The following is a 19,725-nucleotide window of genomic DNA, read 5'->3' as shown; positions in this document are numbered from 1 at the left end:
AAAGAAGTTAGGTGGGAGATCAACGGCCCATAAAAACCCGATTGGTGAAGGCTAATAATCAGTGGAGGATGAACAAAACCCCTACTGATTAAAGTTTTACTTTATTTTTCTATGTCTTTCGTTTTAGTTCAATTAATTTCTCTTTTGCTAATTCAACAGCAATTGCATCATCTAAATAGCCAATTGGAAAGAGATAGTCGGGTATAATGTCGGTCGATAAAATGAAATACAGTAATGCACCCCCAAGAATTGCACGTTCTTCTTTTGAAATGGTTTCATTACAAAATTGTTGATACATATCTGTTAATTGTTCAATGAAAGGGCCTGCACTATCAATCTGTTCTAACTTGCTCGAAAAACTTTCATGAATACGTTTTTCACCTTCTGTTGTTTGAGCATAGCGTTCATAAGTTTCAAGTTCTTGTTTTACGCGAGTTGTTGTGTAATCGAAGTCGAATAAGTTAGAGGATTGTAAAGTTTGCTGAATTGTATCAAGAGATGTATACATATCCGTCTTTTCTTTATTTATGTGAGGAGAATTAGGATACATTTCATCAAATAACAATTGAGGCGGAACTTGCAGACATTCTGCAAATTTTTGTAGATGTTTTTGTTTTGGTTGTTGTTTACCATTCATAATTCTTGAGATTGTTGCTGGATCAATATTTGTAAGTATTCCTAGTTGGCGCATGGATAAGGCACGTTCTTTTAAAAGCTTTTTGATTAATTTACCAAGCCGATCGTTTGGGTTTTCTTTAGGCATAGTGAAGGCACCCCTTTTTATTGTTGAAAAAATGTTGAGCATTTATTACAAGTATATGAAACAGACAGGCACAGTTGCTCAACATTTTCATAATATGCATTGAGAAGTGAGAAAAAGGGGTGACTGTTTATGAGTACGGCAGGTATATTTTCCATTCTTTTAATCGGAATTGCTTCTAATTTAGATAATGCAGGTGTTGGGATTGCATATGGCATTCGTAAAATTCGTATTTCGTGGTTTAACAATTTTATCATCGCATTTTTTGGTTTTTTATTTACTTTATTAGCTGGTTTTTTGGGGAATTGGATCGCATTATTTATTTCAGAGTTTACAGCAAACCTGATTGGAGCGATTGTTTTAGGGATAATCGGAGTGTTTATTTTATGTCAGCCTTTCTTGAGTAAAAAGGACACCACAGAATCTAAAGATGGTAGTGTACTTTTGGGGATTTTACGTGATCCAGAAAAAGCAGATTTTGATGGATCGAAAACAATTAGTTTTTCTGAGGCTCTTGTTTTGGGGGTGGCATTATCTATTAATAATATTGCAGGTGGGTTTGATGCTGGAGTAACAAATTTGAATCTGTGGCTTACGGCATGTATTTCTGGGGTGTTTAGTTTCATTTGTATTAGTGGCTTTTCATATATAGGAAAACGATTTTTAGCGGAATACTTAGGGAAATGGGCGACGGTAATTGCAGGCGTATTATTAATTCTTATTGGGATAGATCAGTTGTTGTAAACATAGAAAGGCAGTGTTCGAGCATTTCCTCGGAAATACTTGAATAAATTTCATATATCGACATCGGATATTTATTTCTTAATAAACATAAAAAGCACCTACAAAGGTGCTTCTTAGCGTATATCTTCAATTAATTGTTCCGATTCCTCGTGCATACTATATTCACTTAAAACTTGGATACAAAGCCATTTTAGTTCCTCAATACTATGCTCAAGTTCTTCAGGGAGTACATGATGAATATCTTCGAGTCCCATTCCGAAATGTATAAGCTCTAGTACTTGATCATCGATGTTTCGATCCATTAATAGTTCAAGTACTTCTAAATTGAATATGTATCGGTGAGCTTCGTCGAGTGAAACAACTTTTAGCTTTAAGCTTTCTACAATACTCAATATAAAAAGAACAATTGTTTTTTCAAGAACAGGTTGTTTCGCCATTTGAAATATTAGTTTCATCTTTTACACCTCCACATATAGCGCTAGGTTGTACTATACTATTCAGGAGGGGGGAGCAAATATGCATAATAAAGAGAAACTTTCAGTACTGTTTTTGTAAGGATATTGATGGCCGGTAACAATGAATTTTCCGTAAAAAAATCCTGCTATATTAGCAGGATACCGCCCAATTAAAAAATGCTCCAACCTTCTTGAGCAGAAAGAAGTTCAAGAATTTTAAAACCAGCGATACTATTTCCGTTTGCATCTAAAGCTGGCCCGAAAATGCCGATACCCATCTCGCCTTTTACGCAACCGAAAATACCACCAGCTACACCGCTTTTTGCAGGGATACCAACACGAATTGCAAATTCACCAGATTCGTTATACATACCGCATGTAACCATAAATGTTTTACAGATTTTCGTAATATGTTTAGGGATAATTTGTTTTTTCTTATATGGATCATATCCGTCCATTGCAAAAATTAAGCCAATACGTGCTAAATCAATACAGTTTACTTCAACTGCACATTGACGAGTGTATAAATCCATAAGTTCCTCAATGTCACAATCGATAATTCCATTTTGTTTCATATAGTAACAAAGTGAACGATTTAAGTAAGCCGTCTCTAATTCTGAATTGGCAACTTTAGAAGAATAATTAATAGTAGGATTATCTGTTATTTCACGTACAAAATGAAGAATGCGCTCCATTTTTTCTTCGTTATCTTGTCCCGCTAACATGCTTGTAATAGCTAATGCTCCCGCATTAATCATTGGATTAAGAGGTTTGGAAGGACTTGTCGTTTCTAACTTAATAATAGAATTGAATGGGTCACCAGTTGGTTCCATTCCAACTTTAGAAAATACATATTCTTCACCGCGATCTAAAAGGGCAAGTGCAAGTGTAATTACTTTGGAAATACTTTGAAGAGTAAATAATGTCTGTGAGTTACCAGCATGGATATATTCTGTTTCTTTATGGAAAATGGCAATCCCTAAATCGTCTGGATTTGCATTTCCTAGTTCGGGGATATAAGTAGCAAGTTTTCCTTTTTTCGTATATGGTTTTACTTGTTCTAACAACTGTTGTAAGTTGTTTGTTTCAATGCACTGCATAGTACCAACGCTCCTATTTCGAATTAACTAAGTTTACTTTTCCCGATATGCTCGGAAATAAATAATAACATGAAAAAGTGGAATGATAAAACGAAAGTTACATGTTCTATAGTGAGTCGTTCGTTCCGACTATGCTATATTGAAAAAGGAGAATTTTCCTTTTATATAACAGTTTGGAAATAGAAAACTTATCCATAAAAAGTTCGGAAATAAAAACTACACATCTATACAACTATATGTTATTATGGTTATGTAAATAGAAAGCGTTTTCTAAGGCGTACTTATAATGATAACGATTTCATAAACTTGATAGGGGGAATTAAAATGTTGCAGTTTTTACAACGTATTGGTAAAGCGCTAATGCTTCCAATTGCCGTACTACCAGCAGCAGGATTATTGCTTCGTTTAGGACAAGAAGACGTATTTAATATTCCTGTTATGGCACAGGCCGGTGCAGCAATTTTTGATAATTTAGCACTTATTTTTGCAATTGGTGTTGCAATCGGTTTGTCTGTCGATGGTAGTGGAGCAGCTGGACTTGCTGGGGCAATCGGATATCTTGTTTTACAAAATACAACGAATGCTCTAAGTAAGGCGTATTCAGCAGCAGAGCTGAATGATAAATTAAAAAGTGTTCAAGATTTAGTCGGTTCAGTAGATCCAACTAAATTAGCGGATACAATGACAAAAGTTTCAAAAGCAGCGGCGTTAACGCCGAAAATAAATATGGCCATACTCGGTGGTATTATTGCTGGGGTTGTTGCTGGATTACTATACAACAAATTCCATAAGATTAAATTACCAGAATGGTTAGGATTCTTTGCTGGAAAACGTTTTGTACCAATCATTACTTCAATTGTAATGCTGCTTTTAGGATTAGTATTCGGTCAAATTTGGCCAACAATTCAAAGTGGTATTGATGCAGTAGCACACGGTATCGTGAACTTAGGTTCAGTTGGTGCTGGTTTATTCGGATTATTAAACCGTTTATTAATTCCAATTGGTTTACACCACGTAATGAACACATATTTCTGGTTTGTACTTGGTGACTTTACAAACGCAGCTGGCGATATCGTTCATGGTGATATTGCACGCTTCTTTGCAAAAGATCCATCAGCAGGTATGTTTATGACTGGTTTCTTCCCAATTATGATGTTCGGTTTACCAGCAGCATGTTTCGCAATGATTGCAGCCGCTAAACCAGAAAAACGTAAAATGGTTACAGGTATGTTAGGTGGTCTAGCATTAACTTCATTCTTAACTGGTATTACAGAACCGATTGAATTCTCATTCATGTTCTTATCTCCAGTATTATATGGTATTCATGCTGTATTAACAGGTCTTTCTTTATTCATTACAACAACACTTGGCATTCATGATGGTTTCTCATTTAGTGCCGGCGCAATCGATTACGTTTTAAACTTTGGTATTGCAACAAAACCAGTATTGCTAGCAGGAATCGGTTTAATTTACGCAGCAATTTACTTTGCAGTATTCTACTTCTTAATTAAGAAGTTTGACTTGAAAACTCCTGGTCGTGAAGATGAAGATGAGTTAGCTGAAGAGGGTGATGCACCAGTTGCAGGTTCAATTGGTGAAACTTACGTAGCAGCTTTAGGTGGAAAAGACAACTTAGCAGTTATTGATAACTGTGCAACACGTCTACGCTTACAAGTGAAAGATGCTAGTCAAGTAAACGAAGCTGCATTAAAACGTGCGGGTGCGAAAGGTGTTATGAAATTAAGTAACACAAGTGTACAAGTTATCGTAGGTACAAATGTTGAGTCTGTTGCCGATGATATGAAAAAACACGTATAAATAATTAGATAAGAGGATATCCAAAAAGCTGATAATATCAGTTTTTAGAGGATATCCTCTTTTTTTATGTTAAAAATTTAACGGGAATCTTACTTTTATAAATTTTCTTTTTCTTTTTTGTACATATAGGTTGGTTATATGTCTAGTGCGTGATAAAGTAGTGATGTTATAGAATAGATTATCCAAAATCTAGGTGAAAATTAAAAGTAAATTATCGGTAAATAAGGGGAAAAAGGCAATCATGGATCAGGAAAAAAATAATGCGAATGGGAAAGCACGTCGGCCGATTGTATACATAAAAAGAACAATCATTCTCGTCTTACTATTATCACTTGTATATTTCATGTATACAAAAATTGTTGCGCATAATAAGAAAGAGGAAACTTTAAAAGCGGCAGCAGAAATGAAAAAACAAGAAGAGCTAAAAAAGAAAGAAGAAGAAAAAAAGAAGCAAGGAGCACAAAAACAAAAAGAGCAGGAAGAACAAGTGAAGCAAGTGCAAGCTGTGGAGAAGCCTGCTGAGGGACCACCTCAAGAAATTAATGAAAATGCTCAATTGGATCAATATTTACAGAGCATGGGATTTAGTGGAACAGCTGTTATTGTGAAGAATGGGAAAGTTCTTGTGAATAAAGGATACGGCATGGCTAATAAAGAGAAGCAAGTGCCGAATAATTCAGAGACGACCTTTTATATTGGTTCTATTTCAAAAGCGTTTGTAGCGACTGCTATTATGCAATTAAAAGATCAAAATAAGTTACAAGTAGAGGATACAGTTACAAAGTATATTCCAGACTTTCCTCAAGGTAATGGCATACAGTTAAAACATCTATTAACACATACATCAGGAATTCCAGAGTATGAGCAGGGGACAGAGGATATTTCTCATGAAGAATTGATCAAACGAATAGGAAAGCAAAAGCGTATTGGGAGTCCGGGAGAGAAATGGAAGTATTCTGATTCAAACTATTCTATACTTGCTTACATTGCTGAGAAGGTAAGTGGACAGTCGCTCGAAGAATATATAAAACAGCATATTTTTGCGACTGCGGGTATGAAACATTCTGGTTTTGGTACAGCGTTGGAACAAACAAGATTCCCATCAACGGGTTATAAAATAGTGAATAACAATATGACAACACCTAATATTCCGAGCATGTCACAACTATATGGTTGTGGTGATATATATACGAGCGCACATGATTTATATTTATTTAATGAAGCACTCTTCTCTGGAAAATTAATTTCAAAAGAGAGTTATAATCAAATGTTTACTGCTGTGAAAAAAGATTACGGATTTGGCTGGTATGTAGATCCAGGAAGCTATTCAAATCACGGTGTAATGCCAGGTTGGAATTGTTTAAATGGTTTTAGTAAAAATGGTAGTGTATATGTTGTTTTATTATCTAACATTCAAAATAACATTAAATCATTTGGTAAAGTGAATAACGATATTTATACGATGTTACGAAATATTGAAGTGTAAAAGACTGTCTTTTTTGGATAGTCTTTTTTTATTGAGGAAGTGTATGTGCAATGGGATAATGAAATAAAGTGAAACTTTAATCAGTGGGGGTTTTCTTCATCCCCCACTGATTATTAGCCTTCACCAATCGGGCTTTTACGGGCAGTCGATCACCCACCTAACTTCTTTGCTTTCGCCGAATTTTGAAGTGTGGGTCTTACTGCCCGGCAAATAGCGGGATAAATGGAAAAGGGGACGGGATATGAGTATACATAAGCATCACGCACGTAATGCGAAACGTATTTTTTTTGTATCTGTCATTGTATGGATTATCGTTGCAATTGGATTAGTGATGGAATATAAAAAAGGGATGCTATTCACTTCAGAGAAAGACAATCTGCAATTAATAGGTATTTTACTACCAGCAATTGGATTATTAATATATAGCTTTATAGAAAAACGAAGATCAAAAATACTTAAACAGGAAAATTATAATATAGAGACTTCTGAATTACTTGAGCAACAAAAATTTGTTGTTCGGAAAGAGGTAGGGATATTTCAAGTAATAACGTACTTTGGATTAGAAGGAAATACAGTAGGTTTTTTAAAAGAAGAGTATGATTTTGTTATTCAAAGTGTATGGCAAGCTGTACTCTCTTTTCTTTTTAAGGGACTACATAAGCAACAATTTTATTTATATAATCACTCAGGAGAAAGATTGTTGCGTGTTCAAAAGAATATGGGAGTACGCAACTTCTATATTTTTTCGAATATGGATGGAAAGGAAATTGGGGAGTTGAAACAAGTACTAAGTTTAACAAAATGGGAATGGATCTTTTTAGGGGTGGATGGTAAAGAATTTGGTAAAGTGACTGGGGACCTTTCAGCAACAATGCAGAAAATAGACTGGCGAGATGGCACGCATATTGATGTGAAAGAAGATGGTATTCCGTTAGAAGCTGTTAAGTATTTTTCGGCAAGCGGTGGTTCTCTTGTTACAGCTTCTATCAGTGAACAGGCAGAATTACCACGAGCAGTTTATTACAGTACAGCTGCCATTGTTACAATTAAAAATTAAAATACTTATAAAGATAGATGGGATACCGTCTATCTTTTTTATTTAGTTAAAAATTCTTGTTTCTTTGAAAAATGTATGTCTTACCTATCACATAAAAAGCCTGCTTTGTATACATTAAGATGTATGAATGTATTTTTATATTTTAAAAATAAATAGGAGGAGAAGTGTATGTGTCTGTTCAGAAAATATTGGCATAAATTATCCCGACTGTTTAATAGACAATTAGGTTATTTTTTAGATGACAAGTTACTGCCTGCTGTGGAACGACTTTTATTTTCGCAAAACTTTGCGAGATTTATTCAAAGAAATTCTAAGCAAGCTACAGAAGAATTTATTAAATCAAGTCAATTTCAATCGATTATTTGTAACATTTTAAAAGAATGTAATACATCACCGTTTAAAGAAATTGCAAAGCAATATTTAGGTAAAAACGTCGAAATTACTGTGACGGTTGGGCAGTTAACAGGTGTTATTGTAGCAGTTGGCGACGATTTCTTAACACTGCAAGAAGGAATAGGAACTGAAGTTTTATTACCATTTACAAGTATTATATCAATTAAAGAAGTGTAAGAAAGGAGAGTTATATATGTTATTTACTGATGAACTGCGTAACCATGTTGGTGAGTTAGTGCAAGTTGTGACAGCTGTAGAAATTGTTGCAGGCATTCTTTTATCTGTGACAGACGGGGCAGTAAGTGTTCGTACTTCTCCTTCCTATGGACCACCGGAAGATGTAATTGTGCGTACTCCTATTATTGCCTATGTTCGCTTGGAAGGGTAAGCGTGATACAAGTATGAGAGTATCAGTTGTTATTCCGGCGCATAATGAAGCAAGTACGTTATCTCAAGTTTTAGTAGAAGCGGAGAAGCTGAAGCCGTATGAAATTATCGTAGTAGATAATGGATCGACAGATGGGACGAAAGAAATAGCAATACAACATCATTGTCATGTGATTTATTATAAACATTCTCTTGGCAATGATGTGGGACGGGCAATTGGAGCAAGAGAAGCAAAAGGTGAAATTGTCTTGTTTTTAGATGGTGACATCGTTATTGAGAGTAAAGAGTTACAAAGTTTCGTGAAAGGGATTCGGCAGGGGCACCAAATTGTTGTGAATAATTTAACATGGTCGGTTTATTTAAAGATGAGACCACATTATACGACAGTTGGAAAATTCATGTTGAATCGCTATTTGAATAAAAAGGAGCTTGTTGTTGGATCTTTAATCGCAATTCCACATGCGATGAGTAGGGCAGTTATTGAGAAACTTGGGTGGTGGAATTTAGCAGATCCAGCATTATTTCAAGCGATGGCGATGTCTAGAGGAGTAGATATTGTCGATATGGCTTCGGTCGATGTAATTCATACAAATAAGGTTCGTCCTGTGCATACGGGAACATCACCTGGTTCTCCTTATCCGAAAGCGACTAGTCGTATTATGGGTGATCATTTACGTGCTTTGCAATATGTAATTGAAATGTATGGTAAACGCGGTGGTTTTTCGGAGGGAAACAGAGATAGAGAGTTTATAGGGAAATATAAACCAGTTGTATTAAAGAAGGAAAAAGCGAAATATAGTGCGATTATACCAGTGTCAGAAGAAAAGATGACTATAAAATCTGTTATACAAGAAGTGAAAAAAGCAGGAGTAGATGAAATTATTGTTGTTGCGAATGGAGCGGATATCGAGACTATTAAACAGGCACAGCTAGAGAATGTTATTGTTGTTGAATTCGGGGAGGCGCTTGGACATAATGTAGCGCGAGCGATAGGAGCCATGCATGCTACAGCTGATATTTGTTTATTTGTTGATGGTGATTTTGCTATTCCAGCAAAAAAACTAACTCCCTTTTTGCATGCTATTGAAGATGGGAGTGATATGGCATTAAATGATTTGCAATGTTTATTAGATATGTTTCATCCCGCGGATCCAATTAGTATGGGAAAATACTTTGTAAATTTAGTAGCGAAACGACCAGATTTATGGAATAACTCACTAACGGCAGTGCCACATGCTATGCATAAGAAGGTAATAGATAAAATTGGATATGACTCTCTCATTATCCCGCCATTAGCTCAAATGAAAGCTATTTTGGAGGGATTCTCTATTACAGCAGTACAATTTGTAGATGTTATAAAAACAAATCGAGTACGCCCAGAGCAACATGGATTTGTTAATGGACGTATTCCAGCATTTGACCGTATTTTCGGTGATCAACTTGAGGCGATTGCTTATCTATTACAATATACAGACGAACGCGGGAGTTTTACAGATGGAGAACGGGATAGAGATATTATTCAACAATTGAGAAAGGAAGAAAAGAATACAGATGAATGCTAGTAGTAAAGTAGCTATTATTGGATTAGGGTATGTTGGTCTTCCTTTAGCGGTCCATTTCGCAGAAAGAGGACATACAGTACTTGGACTAGATAAAGATACTAGGAAAATAGAATCGATTATAAAAGGAGAAAGTTATATTCCAGATGTTTCTTCTAAAGCGTTACAAAGTTTATTAACTAAAAAAAGCTTACTAGTAAATACACCAGATAAAGGTGTTACTGAGTTCAAAAAGAGTGATTATGTTATTGTTACTGTCCCGACTCCAATTAATGAGCAAAGAGAACCGGATTTAAGTGCTCTCATTTCAGCTTCGCATTATATACAACAAAACCTTCAAAAAGGACAAACCTTCATTTTTGAAAGCTCCACATATCCAGGTACACTTGAGGAAGTTATCATTCCTATTATTTCTCAAACTGGTAAAAAGGTAGGAGTGGATTATTATATTGGTTATTCACCGGAGAGAATTGATCCGGCAAATAGTCAATATTCAGTTCAATCGATTCCAAAGGTTATTAGTGGACAAACAGAACAATGTAAACAAAAGGTACAGGATTTGTATAGCACTATCTTCGATGTAGTTGTTCCTGTTAGTTCTCCAAAAGTAGCGGAGATGTGTAAGCTATTTGAAAATATTCAGCGTTTAGTTAACATTTCGTTAGTAAATGAGTTAAATATGCTATGTGAAAGTTTGAATATTAATTTTTATGAGGCGCTTGAAGCTGCATCTACAAAACCGTTTGGATTTACTCCGTATTGGCCAGGACCAGGAATAGGAGGACATTGTATTCCTGTAGATCCTTTATATTTTCAATGGAGAATAAAGAAAAATGGGGCTATTAGTCAATTAATTGAGGCGGCACATGTAATTAATGAAGAAATGCCAGAGAAAATAGTCGGAAAGGTAAAAGGCATGGTGCAATCACCCGCAACGGTTTTAATTGTAGGGATTGCGTATAAGAAAGATGTAAATGATTTGAGAGAATCACCAGCATTGCCAATTATTCAATTACTAATAAAAGAAGGATACGAGATAGAATACCATGATCCATATATTTCTTCTGCGGAAATTGGAGATAGGGTGTATCAATCTGTTTCCTTGGATGAAAAAAAGGTTAAACAAGCAGATTGTATATTAATTTTAACTGATCACTCTAATATCGATTGGGAGCTTTTTAAAAGAATAAAGCGAGTAATCGATACACGTGGAATTATAAAGAAGGTGAGTGCATGAGTAAGAAATGTTTAATTACAGGTGGAGCAGGATTTATTGGATCACATCTAGCTGAAGAATTGGTGAAAAGAGGTTATGGAGTCACAATTGTGGATAACTTCTATAAAGGGAAAAATAAATATCATAATGAGTTAATGAAAGAGATTCCAGTTATTCCAATCAGTGTTTTAGACAAAAAGGCAATCGATGAATTAGTAAATCAACACGATGTAGTATTCCATTTGGCAGCAATATTAGGTGTTAAAACGACAATGGAAAAAAGTATAGAACTCATTGAAACAAATTTTGATGGAACGAGAAACATTTTACAAGCAGCATTAAAAGGCAAGAAAAAAGTAGTCTTTGCGTCTACTTCAGAAGTATATGGTAAGGGCAAGCCACCTTTCTCTGAAGAAGGAGATCGATTATACGGGGCAACTTCTAAAATACGCTGGAGTTATGCAGTTTGTAAAACGTTAGAAGAGACATTATGTTTAGGATACGCATTAGAAGGTTTACCGGTAACGATTGTTCGTTATTTTAATATTTATGGTCCAAGAGCGAAAGATGGTCCGTATGCAGGGGTAATCCCACGATTTATCCGTGCGGCTTTGCAAGGTGAAGACATTCTCGTATATGGCGATGGAAAGCAGACACGTTGCTTTACGTACGTAAGTGATGCAGTAGAGGCAACGATTCGAGCAATGGATGAGAATGTAAATGGTGAGATTATTAATATAGGTTCTGAGAATGAAAAAAATATTAAAGAAGTAGCAGAAGTAATCAAAAAACTAACAAATTCTTCTTCAAAAATTGTACAAGTTCCTTTTGAAAAAGTATATCCACATGGTTTTGAGGAAATTCCAAATAGAAGACCAGACGTAACAAAATTAAGAGAACTTGTTCAATTTCAAGCGACAATAACGTGGGAACAAGGATTGAAAGAAACTATTAAATGGTTTCGTGAAGAAAACAATGGCTAAGTCATTATCGGTTATTATTCCCGTATGTAATGAAGTGGATACGATTTCAGACGTGATTCAATCGGTAAAGCCATTCAATCCAGTAGAGATTATTGTAGTAGCTAATGGTTGTAATGATGGTACAGAAGGGGTTGCTGAGAGTTTAGGATGTAGAGTAATTCAGAATAAAGAGTCACTTGGTAACGACGTTGGCCGCGCAGTTGGTGCAAAACATGCGATAGGTGATGTATTACTGTTTATAGATGGAGATTTCGCTATTCAAACTTCAAAATTGCAATTATTTCTTAATCCGATTTTACATGATCAGGCTGACATCGTTTTAAATAATTTGGATGCATTATTTTTAAAAAAACAAAAACCACATTCCGTTACAGTATGGCGCCAAATATTAAATGCAATGTTAGAGCGCGAAGAATTAAAAATTGATTCTTTATTATCTGTACCTCATGCGTTGACGAAAGAAGTCGTTCAAAGTATTGGATATGAATGTTTTGTTAATCCTATTGTAGCTCATTTACGCTTAGCACAAAGTAAATGGAAAATTAGTCGTCATTGTGCAATTGACGTTATTACGCCGAATAAATTTCGGCCACTCGAGCATGCAGCATATGGCACGGATCTTGCACAAGCTGAAAAACGAATGATAGGTGACCATATAGAAGCTGTAGCGGAGCGGATAATAGGCAGCGATGAGCGTGGAGGATATTATGATGGAAATCGGAAAAGAGAGAGTGTCTATCATACTTTAAATTTTGAAGATTTTTATCAAGGATGGGGCGTTACATCTAATTTGTATAAAGGAAAGCAATTATCGGTAATTATTCCTGTACAAGATGAAGAGAAAACAATTGGAAACGTTATAGAGGAGCTTCGTAAAATTGAACCTTTTGAAATCATCGTTGTTGTAAATGGTTCGTCAGATAAAACGGCAACAATTGCAAAAGAAAAAGGAGCAACAACAATTATATATAAAGAAGCACTCGGAAACGATGTGGGGCGTTCGCTTGCAACTTATTTTGCAAAAGGAGAAATTGTGTTATTTATAGACGGTGATTTTGTTATTCCAGCTAGTGAGCTATATCCTTTTGCAAAAGCTATTGCAGATGGGCAAGATGTCGCATTAAATGATCTAAATCATTATTTAGATTTAAGAGTACCACTTCATCTCGTAACTGCATTTAAATATGCGTTAAATTTAGCTTGTGATAGAAAAGATTTAGGAGTAGGCTCTCTTATTGCCGTACCTAATGCATTTAGTAGGACGTGTTTGAAAGCAATAGGATATAGATCTTTACTGTCACCTTGTGTAGCGCAAGTGAAAGCTGTTCTTTCAGGATTCGAAATTGCATGTGTCAGTCGTGTTGAGGTCGATAAAATGAACCGTATTCGTCCCAGTGAACATTTTGCAAAAATAGGACATCCTCCAGCTGTACTTCGAATTATTGGTGATCATATCGAAGGATTAGAGCAATTAATTGCATTAAAGGGCAGTCGGGGTGGATTCTATGATGGAAATAGAAAAAGAGATGTTTTATAGGTAACAAAAAAAGTGTACAACATATGTACACTTTTTTGTTCCGTTATAAAAACTATAACAGATTAGGAGATAAGAGTATTACAGCTCTACAATGGGTATTGTTCTTATATTACAAAATAGGACTCGTATATAAGGGTACCAAAAAAATACAATTAAAGAAAGGGTTAATTATAAAGACTTTTGAGCGAAGTTAACACTATGCATACAGTAGTTTGCTCAACATTTCACAAACATGTCACAACTATTTCGTTCACTTTCGCAAAAAAGTAGTATTCTAAGTGTGTAAGCTGTTATATAAAAAATCTTATTCCTGTACTAATCAAAAATGGAGGAGATTAGGATGACTCAAATATTAGAAAATGTAAAAAACGCATGGGAAAACTTTAAAGGTGAAAAATGGAAAGCAGAGATTGATGTTCGCGATTTCATTTTAAATAATGTAAACGTTTTCGAAGGGGACGAATCTTTCTTAGCGGGAGCAACTGAAGCAACGAAAACACTTTGGGATCAAGTAATGGATTTAACAACAAAAGAACGTGAAAACGGTGGCGTTCTTGATATGGATACAAAAATTGTTTCTTCTATTACATCACATGAACCAGGATATTTAAATAAAGATATTGAAAAAGTAGTCGGTTTCCAAACTGATAAGCCATTTAAACGTTCATTACAACCATATGGTGGTATTCGTATGGCGGAACAAGCTTGTGAATCTTATGGATACGAAATGGATAAAGAACTTAGTAAGATTTTCAGAGACTGGCGTAAAACTCATAATCAAGGTGTATTTGATGCATATACACCAGAAATGAAAGCGGCTCGTAAATCAGGTGTTATTACTGGTCTTCCAGATGCATATGGACGTGGACGTATTATCGGTGATTACCGCCGAGTAGCGCTATATGGTATAGATCATTTAATTGAAGCGAAAAAAGCTGATTTTAATTTAACTGGTGGTGTAATGAGCGAAGAGACAATGCGTTTACGCGAAGAGTTATCTGAGCAAATGCGTGCACTTCAAGAATTAAAACAAATGGCTTCTTCTCATGGTTTTGATATTTCTAAACCAGCAACAAATACACAAGAAGCTTTCCAATGGTTATACTTCGCATATCTTGCAGCGATTAAAGAGCAAAACGGAGCTGCAATGAGTCTTGGACGTACTTCTACATTCTTAGATATTTACATTGAAAGAGATTTAGAAAATGGTACTTTAACAGAAGAAGAAGTACAAGAAATCGTGGATCACTTCATTATGAAATTACGTCTTGTGAAATTCGCAAGAACACCTGATTATAATGAATTATTCTCTGGTGACCCAACTTGGGTAACTGAATCTATCGGTGGTATGGCTTTAGATGGTCGTCCATTAGTAACAAAGAACTCATTCCGTTTCTTGCATACATTAGATAATTTAGGACCAGCTCCAGAACCAAACTTAACAGTTCTTTGGTCTAAACAATTACCAGAGAACTTTAAAAACTACTGTGCAAAAATGTCTATTAAAACATCAGCAATTCAATATGAAAATGATGACATTATGCGTGCTGACTACGGTGATGACTACGGTATTGCTTGTTGTGTATCTGCAATGAGAATCGGTAAACAAATGCAGTTCTTCGGCGCACGTGCAAACTTAGCGAAAGCATTACTATATGCGATTAACGGCGGTAAAGATGAAAAATCTAAAGCTCAAGTTGGTCCTGAGTACGCACCAATTACTTCTGAAGTATTAGATTATGAAGAAGTTATGCATAAGTTTGATATGACAATGGAATGGTTAGCAGGTCTATATTTAAATACATTAAACGTTATCCACTATATGCACGATAAATATAGCTACGAGCGTATTGAAATGGCGCTTCATGATACAAATGTTCTTCGTACAATGGCGACAGGTATCGCAGGATTGTCTGTAGTAGCAGACTCATTGAGTGCAATTAAATACGGAAAAGTAAAACCAATTCGTGATGAAAATGGTATTGCAGTTGACTTTGAAATTGAAGGTGATTTCCCTAAATACGGTAACAACGATGATCGTGTAGATGAAATCGCAGTAAATCTTGTGAAAACATTTATGAATAAACTTCGTAAGCATAAAACATACAGAAATTCTGTTCATACAATGTCAATCTTAACAATTACATCTAACGTCGTATACGGTAAGAAAACTGGTAATACTCCAGATGGCCGTCGTACTGGAGAACCATTTGCACCGGGCGCAAACCCAATGCATGGTCGTGATACAAAAGGTGCATTAGCATCACTATTATCTGTAGCTAAATTACCATATGAAGATGCACAAGATGGTATTTCCAATACATTCTCTATTATTCCAAAAGCACTTGGTAAAGAAGATGATGTACAAGTACGCAACTTAGTATCTATGCTTGATGGTTATGCAATAAAAGAAGGACATCACTTAAATATTAACGTATTTAATCGTGAAACATTAATGGATGCAATGGAGCACCCTGAAAAATATCCACAATTAACAATTCGTGTATCTGGTTACGCTGTTAACTTTATTAAATTAACTCGTGAACAACAAATTGATGTAATTAACCGTACAATGCATGAAAGCATGTAAGTGAAAAAAGTATCCCTCCGCTTTTAATATGTAGTGGAGGGAGGCTGTTTCAATAAAGGAGGAAGTAACATGGTAAAAGGAAGAATACATTCTGTAGAGTCTTGTGGTACTGTTGATGGCCCAGGGATTCGTTATGTCATATTTACACAAGGGTGTTTATTACGTTGTCAATATTGCCATAATGCTGATACGTGGGAGATCGGTAAAGGAAAAGAAATAACAGTTGAAGAAGTAATGCAGGATGTGACATGTTACCTTCCATTTATTGAAGCTTCTGGAGGCGGTATAACAGTTAGTGGTGGAGAACCATTATTACAGTTAGATTTCTTAATTGAATTATTTAAGAAATGTAAGGAAGTTGGAATTCATACAACAATTGATTCTTCTGGAGGTTGTTATTCTGAAGAGCCAGAATTCCAGCAAAAGTTGGATAAATTAATGGATTATACAGATTTAGTTTTATTGGATTTGAAACATATTGATTCAAAGAAACATCGTAAATTAACAGGGAAACCAAATGAACATATTTTACAATTTGCTCGTTATTTATCGGATAAGAATAAACCGATTTGGGTACGACATGTATTAGTTCCAGGTGTTACTGATAATGAAGAGGATCTGCAAAAATTATCTAGCTTTATTCAAAGTCTGTCTAATGTTCAGAAAGTTGAAGTGCTACCATATCATAAGCTTGGTGTATATAAATGGGAGGCGCTTGGGCATAAATATCCACTCGCAAATGTAGAACCACCTACGGAAAAAAATGTAGAACAAGCGAGACATATTTTAAAAGTAGTCTAATCCAAATATTGGATTAGACTTTTTGCTTTCTTTACAATAAAACCTAGAGTATATATATAGAAAAGAGTATACTGAAAAAAGAATATCCATATTTTTGTAAGGAATAAGTGGAGAAATTTACATAATTGTAAAGGGAAATCAAAATAGTAAAAAGAATTAAGAAGTAAAAGAGTGAGTATCATGGAATAGAGAACATTTGTAAGTTATTGCGAAAGCTCTTATAGGAAAGTATAATGTAAAGATATGAGCACGGATAGGATTAAGGGGTCAATCTTATATGCTTTGCATATCCACGACAGGTACATAGCTAACAGGGGAATATTGGAATCCAAGTATGTAATGTTTAAGGAAAATGTTTTTCCTATTGTCGTATATGCAATATGGAGAAACAAAAAGCTAGGAGTGGATTTGTTTGATAAAAAACCCCAAGGTTTTAATTTTAACTGCACATTACGGTAATGGTCATGTGCAAGTAGCGAAAACATTAGAACAAACATTTCGCCAAAAAGGAATTGAAAATGTAATTGTATGCGACTTGTTTGGAGAATCACATCCATTTATAACTGACATTACAAAATATTTATATTTAAAAAGTTATACAATAGGAAAAGAATTATATCGTTTGTTTTATTACGGGGTAGAAAAAATTTATGATAAAAAAATAGCATCTTGGTACGCAAATTTTGGAAGGAAACGTTTGAAATCACTTTTACAAGTGGAGAAACCGGATATCGTTATTAATACCTTTCCAATCATAGCTGTACCTGAGTTGAAAAAGCAAACAGGTATTTCAATCCCTGTTTATAATGTGTTGACGGATTTTTGTGTGCATAAAATATGGATTCATCGTGAAGTAGATCGTTATTTTGTAGCAACTGATCACGTGAAAAAGGTGATGGTTGATATTGGTGTACCTGCGGAACAAATTGTTGAAACTGGAATTCCAATTCGCAATAGTTTTGAGCTAAAGATAAATCAAGACATTATATATAATAAGTATCAGTTATGTAAGAATAAAAAGATTTTACTAATTGTAGCAGGTGCTCATGGGGTATTAGGAAGTGTAAAAGAACTATGCCAGTCATTTATGGCCGTACCTAATTTACAAGTAGTTGTCGTTTGCGGAAAAAATGAAGCTTTAAAACAGGATTTATTAGGATTACAGGAACAAAATTCGGATGCTTTAAAAGTATTTGGTTATGTTGAAAACATTGATGAGTTATTCCGTGTTACTTCTTGTATGATTACGAAGCCAGGTGGTATTACATTAAGCGAAGCAGCAGCATTACAAGTACCTGTCATTTTATATAAGCCTGTCCCAGGACAAGAAAATGAAAATGCGTTGTATTTTGAAAAAAAAGGAGCTGCAGTTGTAATCCGTGATGACAGTGAGGTTTTTGCAAAAACAGAGGCGTTATTACAAGATGATATGAAGCTTCTCCAAATGAAAGAAGCAATGAAAAATATTTATCGTCCTGAACCGGCATGTCATATCGTGGATACAATTTTGGAAGAAAATCATGCAGAGCCGAATCATATACCTATGAAATCACCTGCTCTTGCAGAATCATTTACTTAATATGTAACCCTCTTTTATATGTTTAAAGAGGGTTCCTTTTATTGTAAAGATTCCTTTATCCGGCTATTTGAGGGAAGTAAGACTCCCATCTTGAAATTGGGCGAATGCGAGGACGTTAGGCGGGAGATAGCTTCCCGTAAAAGCCTTCACTTTATCCACAAAGGGATGCGCTTTCATTAGACGGTAAAGTCGGAATATTAACAACTATATCCACATTGTCCACAATTTTTAGAAAAATATCCACAATTCCAGTAGTTGATATGTGCGAAAATATATAAAAATATCAAAGTTTTTAGAAAAATATTCACAATCATATCGATGTTGTGGATAAAGTTGTCCACAACAAAAGAGTTCCCTTATGTATAAGGGAACTCTTTTAGGTTATTTCTGTCAGTCGGGAAAATTATGTAATGAAAATGAATAATTAGGGGGGGAAAACTTCTAATTATTCATTTTCACTTTAAATACTTTTTGAGCGATATCCCGCTGCACGATCTGCTTTTCGAAATTCTCGTTGGTATAGAACTTCTTGTGTACTAGATAATGTATTTTTCGCTTTGTCACGTTTCTTTTTATCCATTACAAATCACCTCGTGTCCTAAAGTCACTATCTATCGTTTCCAAAGACATGGGGTGATATACATATATGCCAAACGGTTAATGATTAATTATTATTTCTAAAAATTTAGATTACGCTTCTTTTAAGTGGTGGGCGTCTTGGAATGTTGTATCACGCATTGTTGCAAGTGTATATTGATCTTTTGGAATTTCATATAGATTATATACTTCTTCATTTACGTTAATTTCATCATAAACGGCTTTTCTCGTTTCATTTGCTAGATTCACATATTGTAGTTTTTCGGCAGCTTTAATAGAACGAATATTTATTTTGCGAATACGCATAAAGATGGTTTCAATATCTAACTCATAGAAAAGTTCGCTAAAAAATGAATCTTTCGCCAATTTATTATAGCCTTTTCCATGGTATGGTTTTCCAAGCCATGTTCCAAGGAATCCAGCTTTTTCTTGCACATCAAATAAAGTAATTGTTCCGATAGGGTTACCCCATTCATCTAAAATTGTGCGTGAAATTAACTCTCCACGCTCTTCGGCTTCAATGGTTTGTTTCGTTAAAAATAAATATTCCTCATAAGAATAGGCCTTTTGACGCACAAAAGGGAAGACAGCTGGATCCACCATTAACTCGTATAGAACGTGGCTGTCGTGTAAGTCGCGTTTTTTCAACACACTAACTCCTCC

At 35.1% G+C, this 19,725-nt stretch carries 18 protein-coding genes and 1 pseudogene; 14 read left to right on the top strand and 5 right to left on the bottom strand.

The window, feature by feature from the left end; genetic code table 11:
- Positions 1–109 precede the first annotated feature (109 nt).
- Positions 110–763, bottom strand: a complete 654-nt coding sequence (locus ACS2MN_RS23010) for a DUF1232 domain-containing protein (protein ID WP_001123713.1) — start codon at positions 761–763, stop codon at positions 110–112.
- Positions 764–892: 129 nt separating this feature from the next.
- Between ACS2MN_RS23010 and ytaF the strand changes: the two genes are divergently transcribed.
- Positions 893–1,504, top strand: a complete 612-nt coding sequence (gene ytaF / locus ACS2MN_RS23005; protein ID WP_346995000.1) for a sporulation membrane protein YtaF — start codon at positions 893–895, stop codon at positions 1,502–1,504.
- Positions 1,505–1,617: 113 nt separating this feature from the next.
- Here ytaF and ACS2MN_RS23000 read toward each other — a convergent pair whose 3' ends face one another.
- The gene (locus tag ACS2MN_RS23000; protein WP_000766598.1) at positions 1,618–1,959 is read right to left on the bottom strand and encodes a DUF3969 family protein; all 342 of its coding nucleotides are present in this window, start codon (positions 1,957–1,959) and stop codon (positions 1,618–1,620) included.
- 170 nt (positions 1,960–2,129) lie between these two features.
- A complete protein-coding gene (gene glsA / locus ACS2MN_RS22995; protein ID WP_001149858.1) occupies positions 2,130–3,059 on the bottom strand; it encodes a glutaminase A in 930 nt (309 codons plus the stop codon).
- A 324-nt stretch (positions 3,060–3,383) separates the two neighbouring features.
- Here glsA and nagE point away from each other — a divergent pair, with 324 nt between their 5' ends.
- From nagE to ACS2MN_RS22930, 13 genes and pseudogenes are all read left to right on the top strand, one after another.
- Complete coding sequence (nagE, locus tag ACS2MN_RS22990) at positions 3,384–4,877, top strand: N-acetylglucosamine-specific PTS transporter subunit IIBC (RefSeq protein WP_000938878.1); 1,494 nt, start codon at positions 3,384–3,386, stop codon at positions 4,875–4,877.
- Positions 4,878–5,118: 241 nt separating this feature from the next.
- On the top strand, positions 5,119–6,363 hold the full coding sequence (locus ACS2MN_RS22985; protein ID WP_087948847.1) for a serine hydrolase domain-containing protein: 1,245 nt from the start codon (positions 5,119–5,121) through the stop codon (positions 6,361–6,363).
- A gap of 241 nt (positions 6,364–6,604) precedes the next feature.
- Positions 6,605–7,420 carry a sugar ABC transporter ATP-binding protein gene (locus ACS2MN_RS22980; RefSeq protein WP_087948848.1) on the top strand — a complete coding sequence of 272 codons (816 nt, stop codon included), beginning with the start codon at positions 6,605–6,607 and terminating at the stop codon, positions 7,418–7,420.
- Positions 7,421–7,588: 168 nt separating this feature from the next.
- Entirely contained in the window at positions 7,589–7,990 is a 402-nt protein-coding gene (locus tag ACS2MN_RS22975; RefSeq protein ID WP_000335538.1) for a hypothetical protein, read from the top strand.
- A gap of 16 nt (positions 7,991–8,006) precedes the next feature.
- Complete coding sequence (locus tag ACS2MN_RS22970) at positions 8,007–8,201, top strand: hypothetical protein (protein WP_000899471.1); 195 nt, start codon at positions 8,007–8,009, stop codon at positions 8,199–8,201.
- A gap of 13 nt (positions 8,202–8,214) precedes the next feature.
- Positions 8,215–9,762, top strand: coding sequence for a glycosyltransferase family 2 protein (locus ACS2MN_RS22965; protein ID WP_087948859.1), 1,548 nt, complete (start codon positions 8,215–8,217; stop codon positions 9,760–9,762).
- Positions 9,752–10,996, top strand: coding sequence for a nucleotide sugar dehydrogenase (locus ACS2MN_RS22960; RefSeq protein ID WP_346995001.1), 1,245 nt, complete (start codon positions 9,752–9,754; stop codon positions 10,994–10,996). The genes ACS2MN_RS22965 and ACS2MN_RS22960 overlap by 11 nt, the downstream gene beginning before the upstream one ends.
- Complete coding sequence (locus tag ACS2MN_RS22955) at positions 10,993–11,958, top strand: NAD-dependent epimerase/dehydratase family protein (protein WP_000037046.1); 966 nt, start codon at positions 10,993–10,995, stop codon at positions 11,956–11,958. The genes ACS2MN_RS22960 and ACS2MN_RS22955 overlap by 4 nt, the downstream gene beginning before the upstream one ends.
- On the top strand, positions 11,951–13,495 hold the full coding sequence (locus ACS2MN_RS22950) for a glycosyltransferase family 2 protein (RefSeq protein WP_001130015.1): 1,545 nt from the start codon (positions 11,951–11,953) through the stop codon (positions 13,493–13,495). Before ACS2MN_RS22955 ends, ACS2MN_RS22950 begins: the two co-directional genes overlap by 8 nt.
- A pseudogene (locus tag ACS2MN_RS22945) lies at positions 13,464–13,689 on the top strand (hypothetical protein). The gene ACS2MN_RS22950 and the pseudogene ACS2MN_RS22945 overlap by 32 nt, the downstream one beginning before the upstream one ends.
- Before the next feature lie 146 nt (positions 13,690–13,835).
- The gene (pflB, locus tag ACS2MN_RS22940) at positions 13,836–16,085 is read left to right on the top strand and encodes a formate C-acetyltransferase (protein ID WP_000192129.1); all 2,250 of its coding nucleotides are present in this window, start codon (positions 13,836–13,838) and stop codon (positions 16,083–16,085) included.
- Between the two features lie 69 nt (positions 16,086–16,154).
- Positions 16,155–16,886, top strand: coding sequence for a pyruvate formate-lyase-activating protein (pflA, locus tag ACS2MN_RS22935; protein WP_000238485.1), 732 nt, complete (start codon positions 16,155–16,157; stop codon positions 16,884–16,886).
- A 412-nt stretch (positions 16,887–17,298) separates the two neighbouring features.
- A complete protein-coding gene (locus tag ACS2MN_RS22930; protein WP_000594698.1) occupies positions 17,299–18,465 on the top strand; it encodes a diglucosyl diacylglycerol synthase in 1,167 nt (388 codons plus the stop codon).
- A gap of 460 nt (positions 18,466–18,925) precedes the next feature.
- Here ACS2MN_RS22930 and ACS2MN_RS22925 read toward each other — a convergent pair whose 3' ends face one another.
- Positions 18,926–19,045 (bottom strand): YfhE family protein, encoded by a 120-nt coding sequence (locus tag ACS2MN_RS22925; RefSeq protein WP_000358484.1) that lies wholly within the window; start codon positions 19,043–19,045, stop codon positions 18,926–18,928.
- A 110-nt stretch (positions 19,046–19,155) separates the two neighbouring features.
- Complete coding sequence (locus ACS2MN_RS22920) at positions 19,156–19,713, bottom strand: GNAT family N-acetyltransferase (RefSeq protein ID WP_000914740.1); 558 nt, start codon at positions 19,711–19,713, stop codon at positions 19,156–19,158.
- Between the last annotated feature and the right edge of the window lie 12 nt (positions 19,714–19,725).

This window comes from Bacillus cereus group sp. BceL062 (genome assembly GCF_051780025.1).
GTDB classification, from domain to species: Bacteria; Bacillota; Bacilli; order Bacillales; family Bacillaceae_G; genus Bacillus_A; species Bacillus_A toyonensis.
Note: the sequence above shows the minus strand (reverse complement) of the source record. Positions and strands in the feature narration are given on the sequence as shown.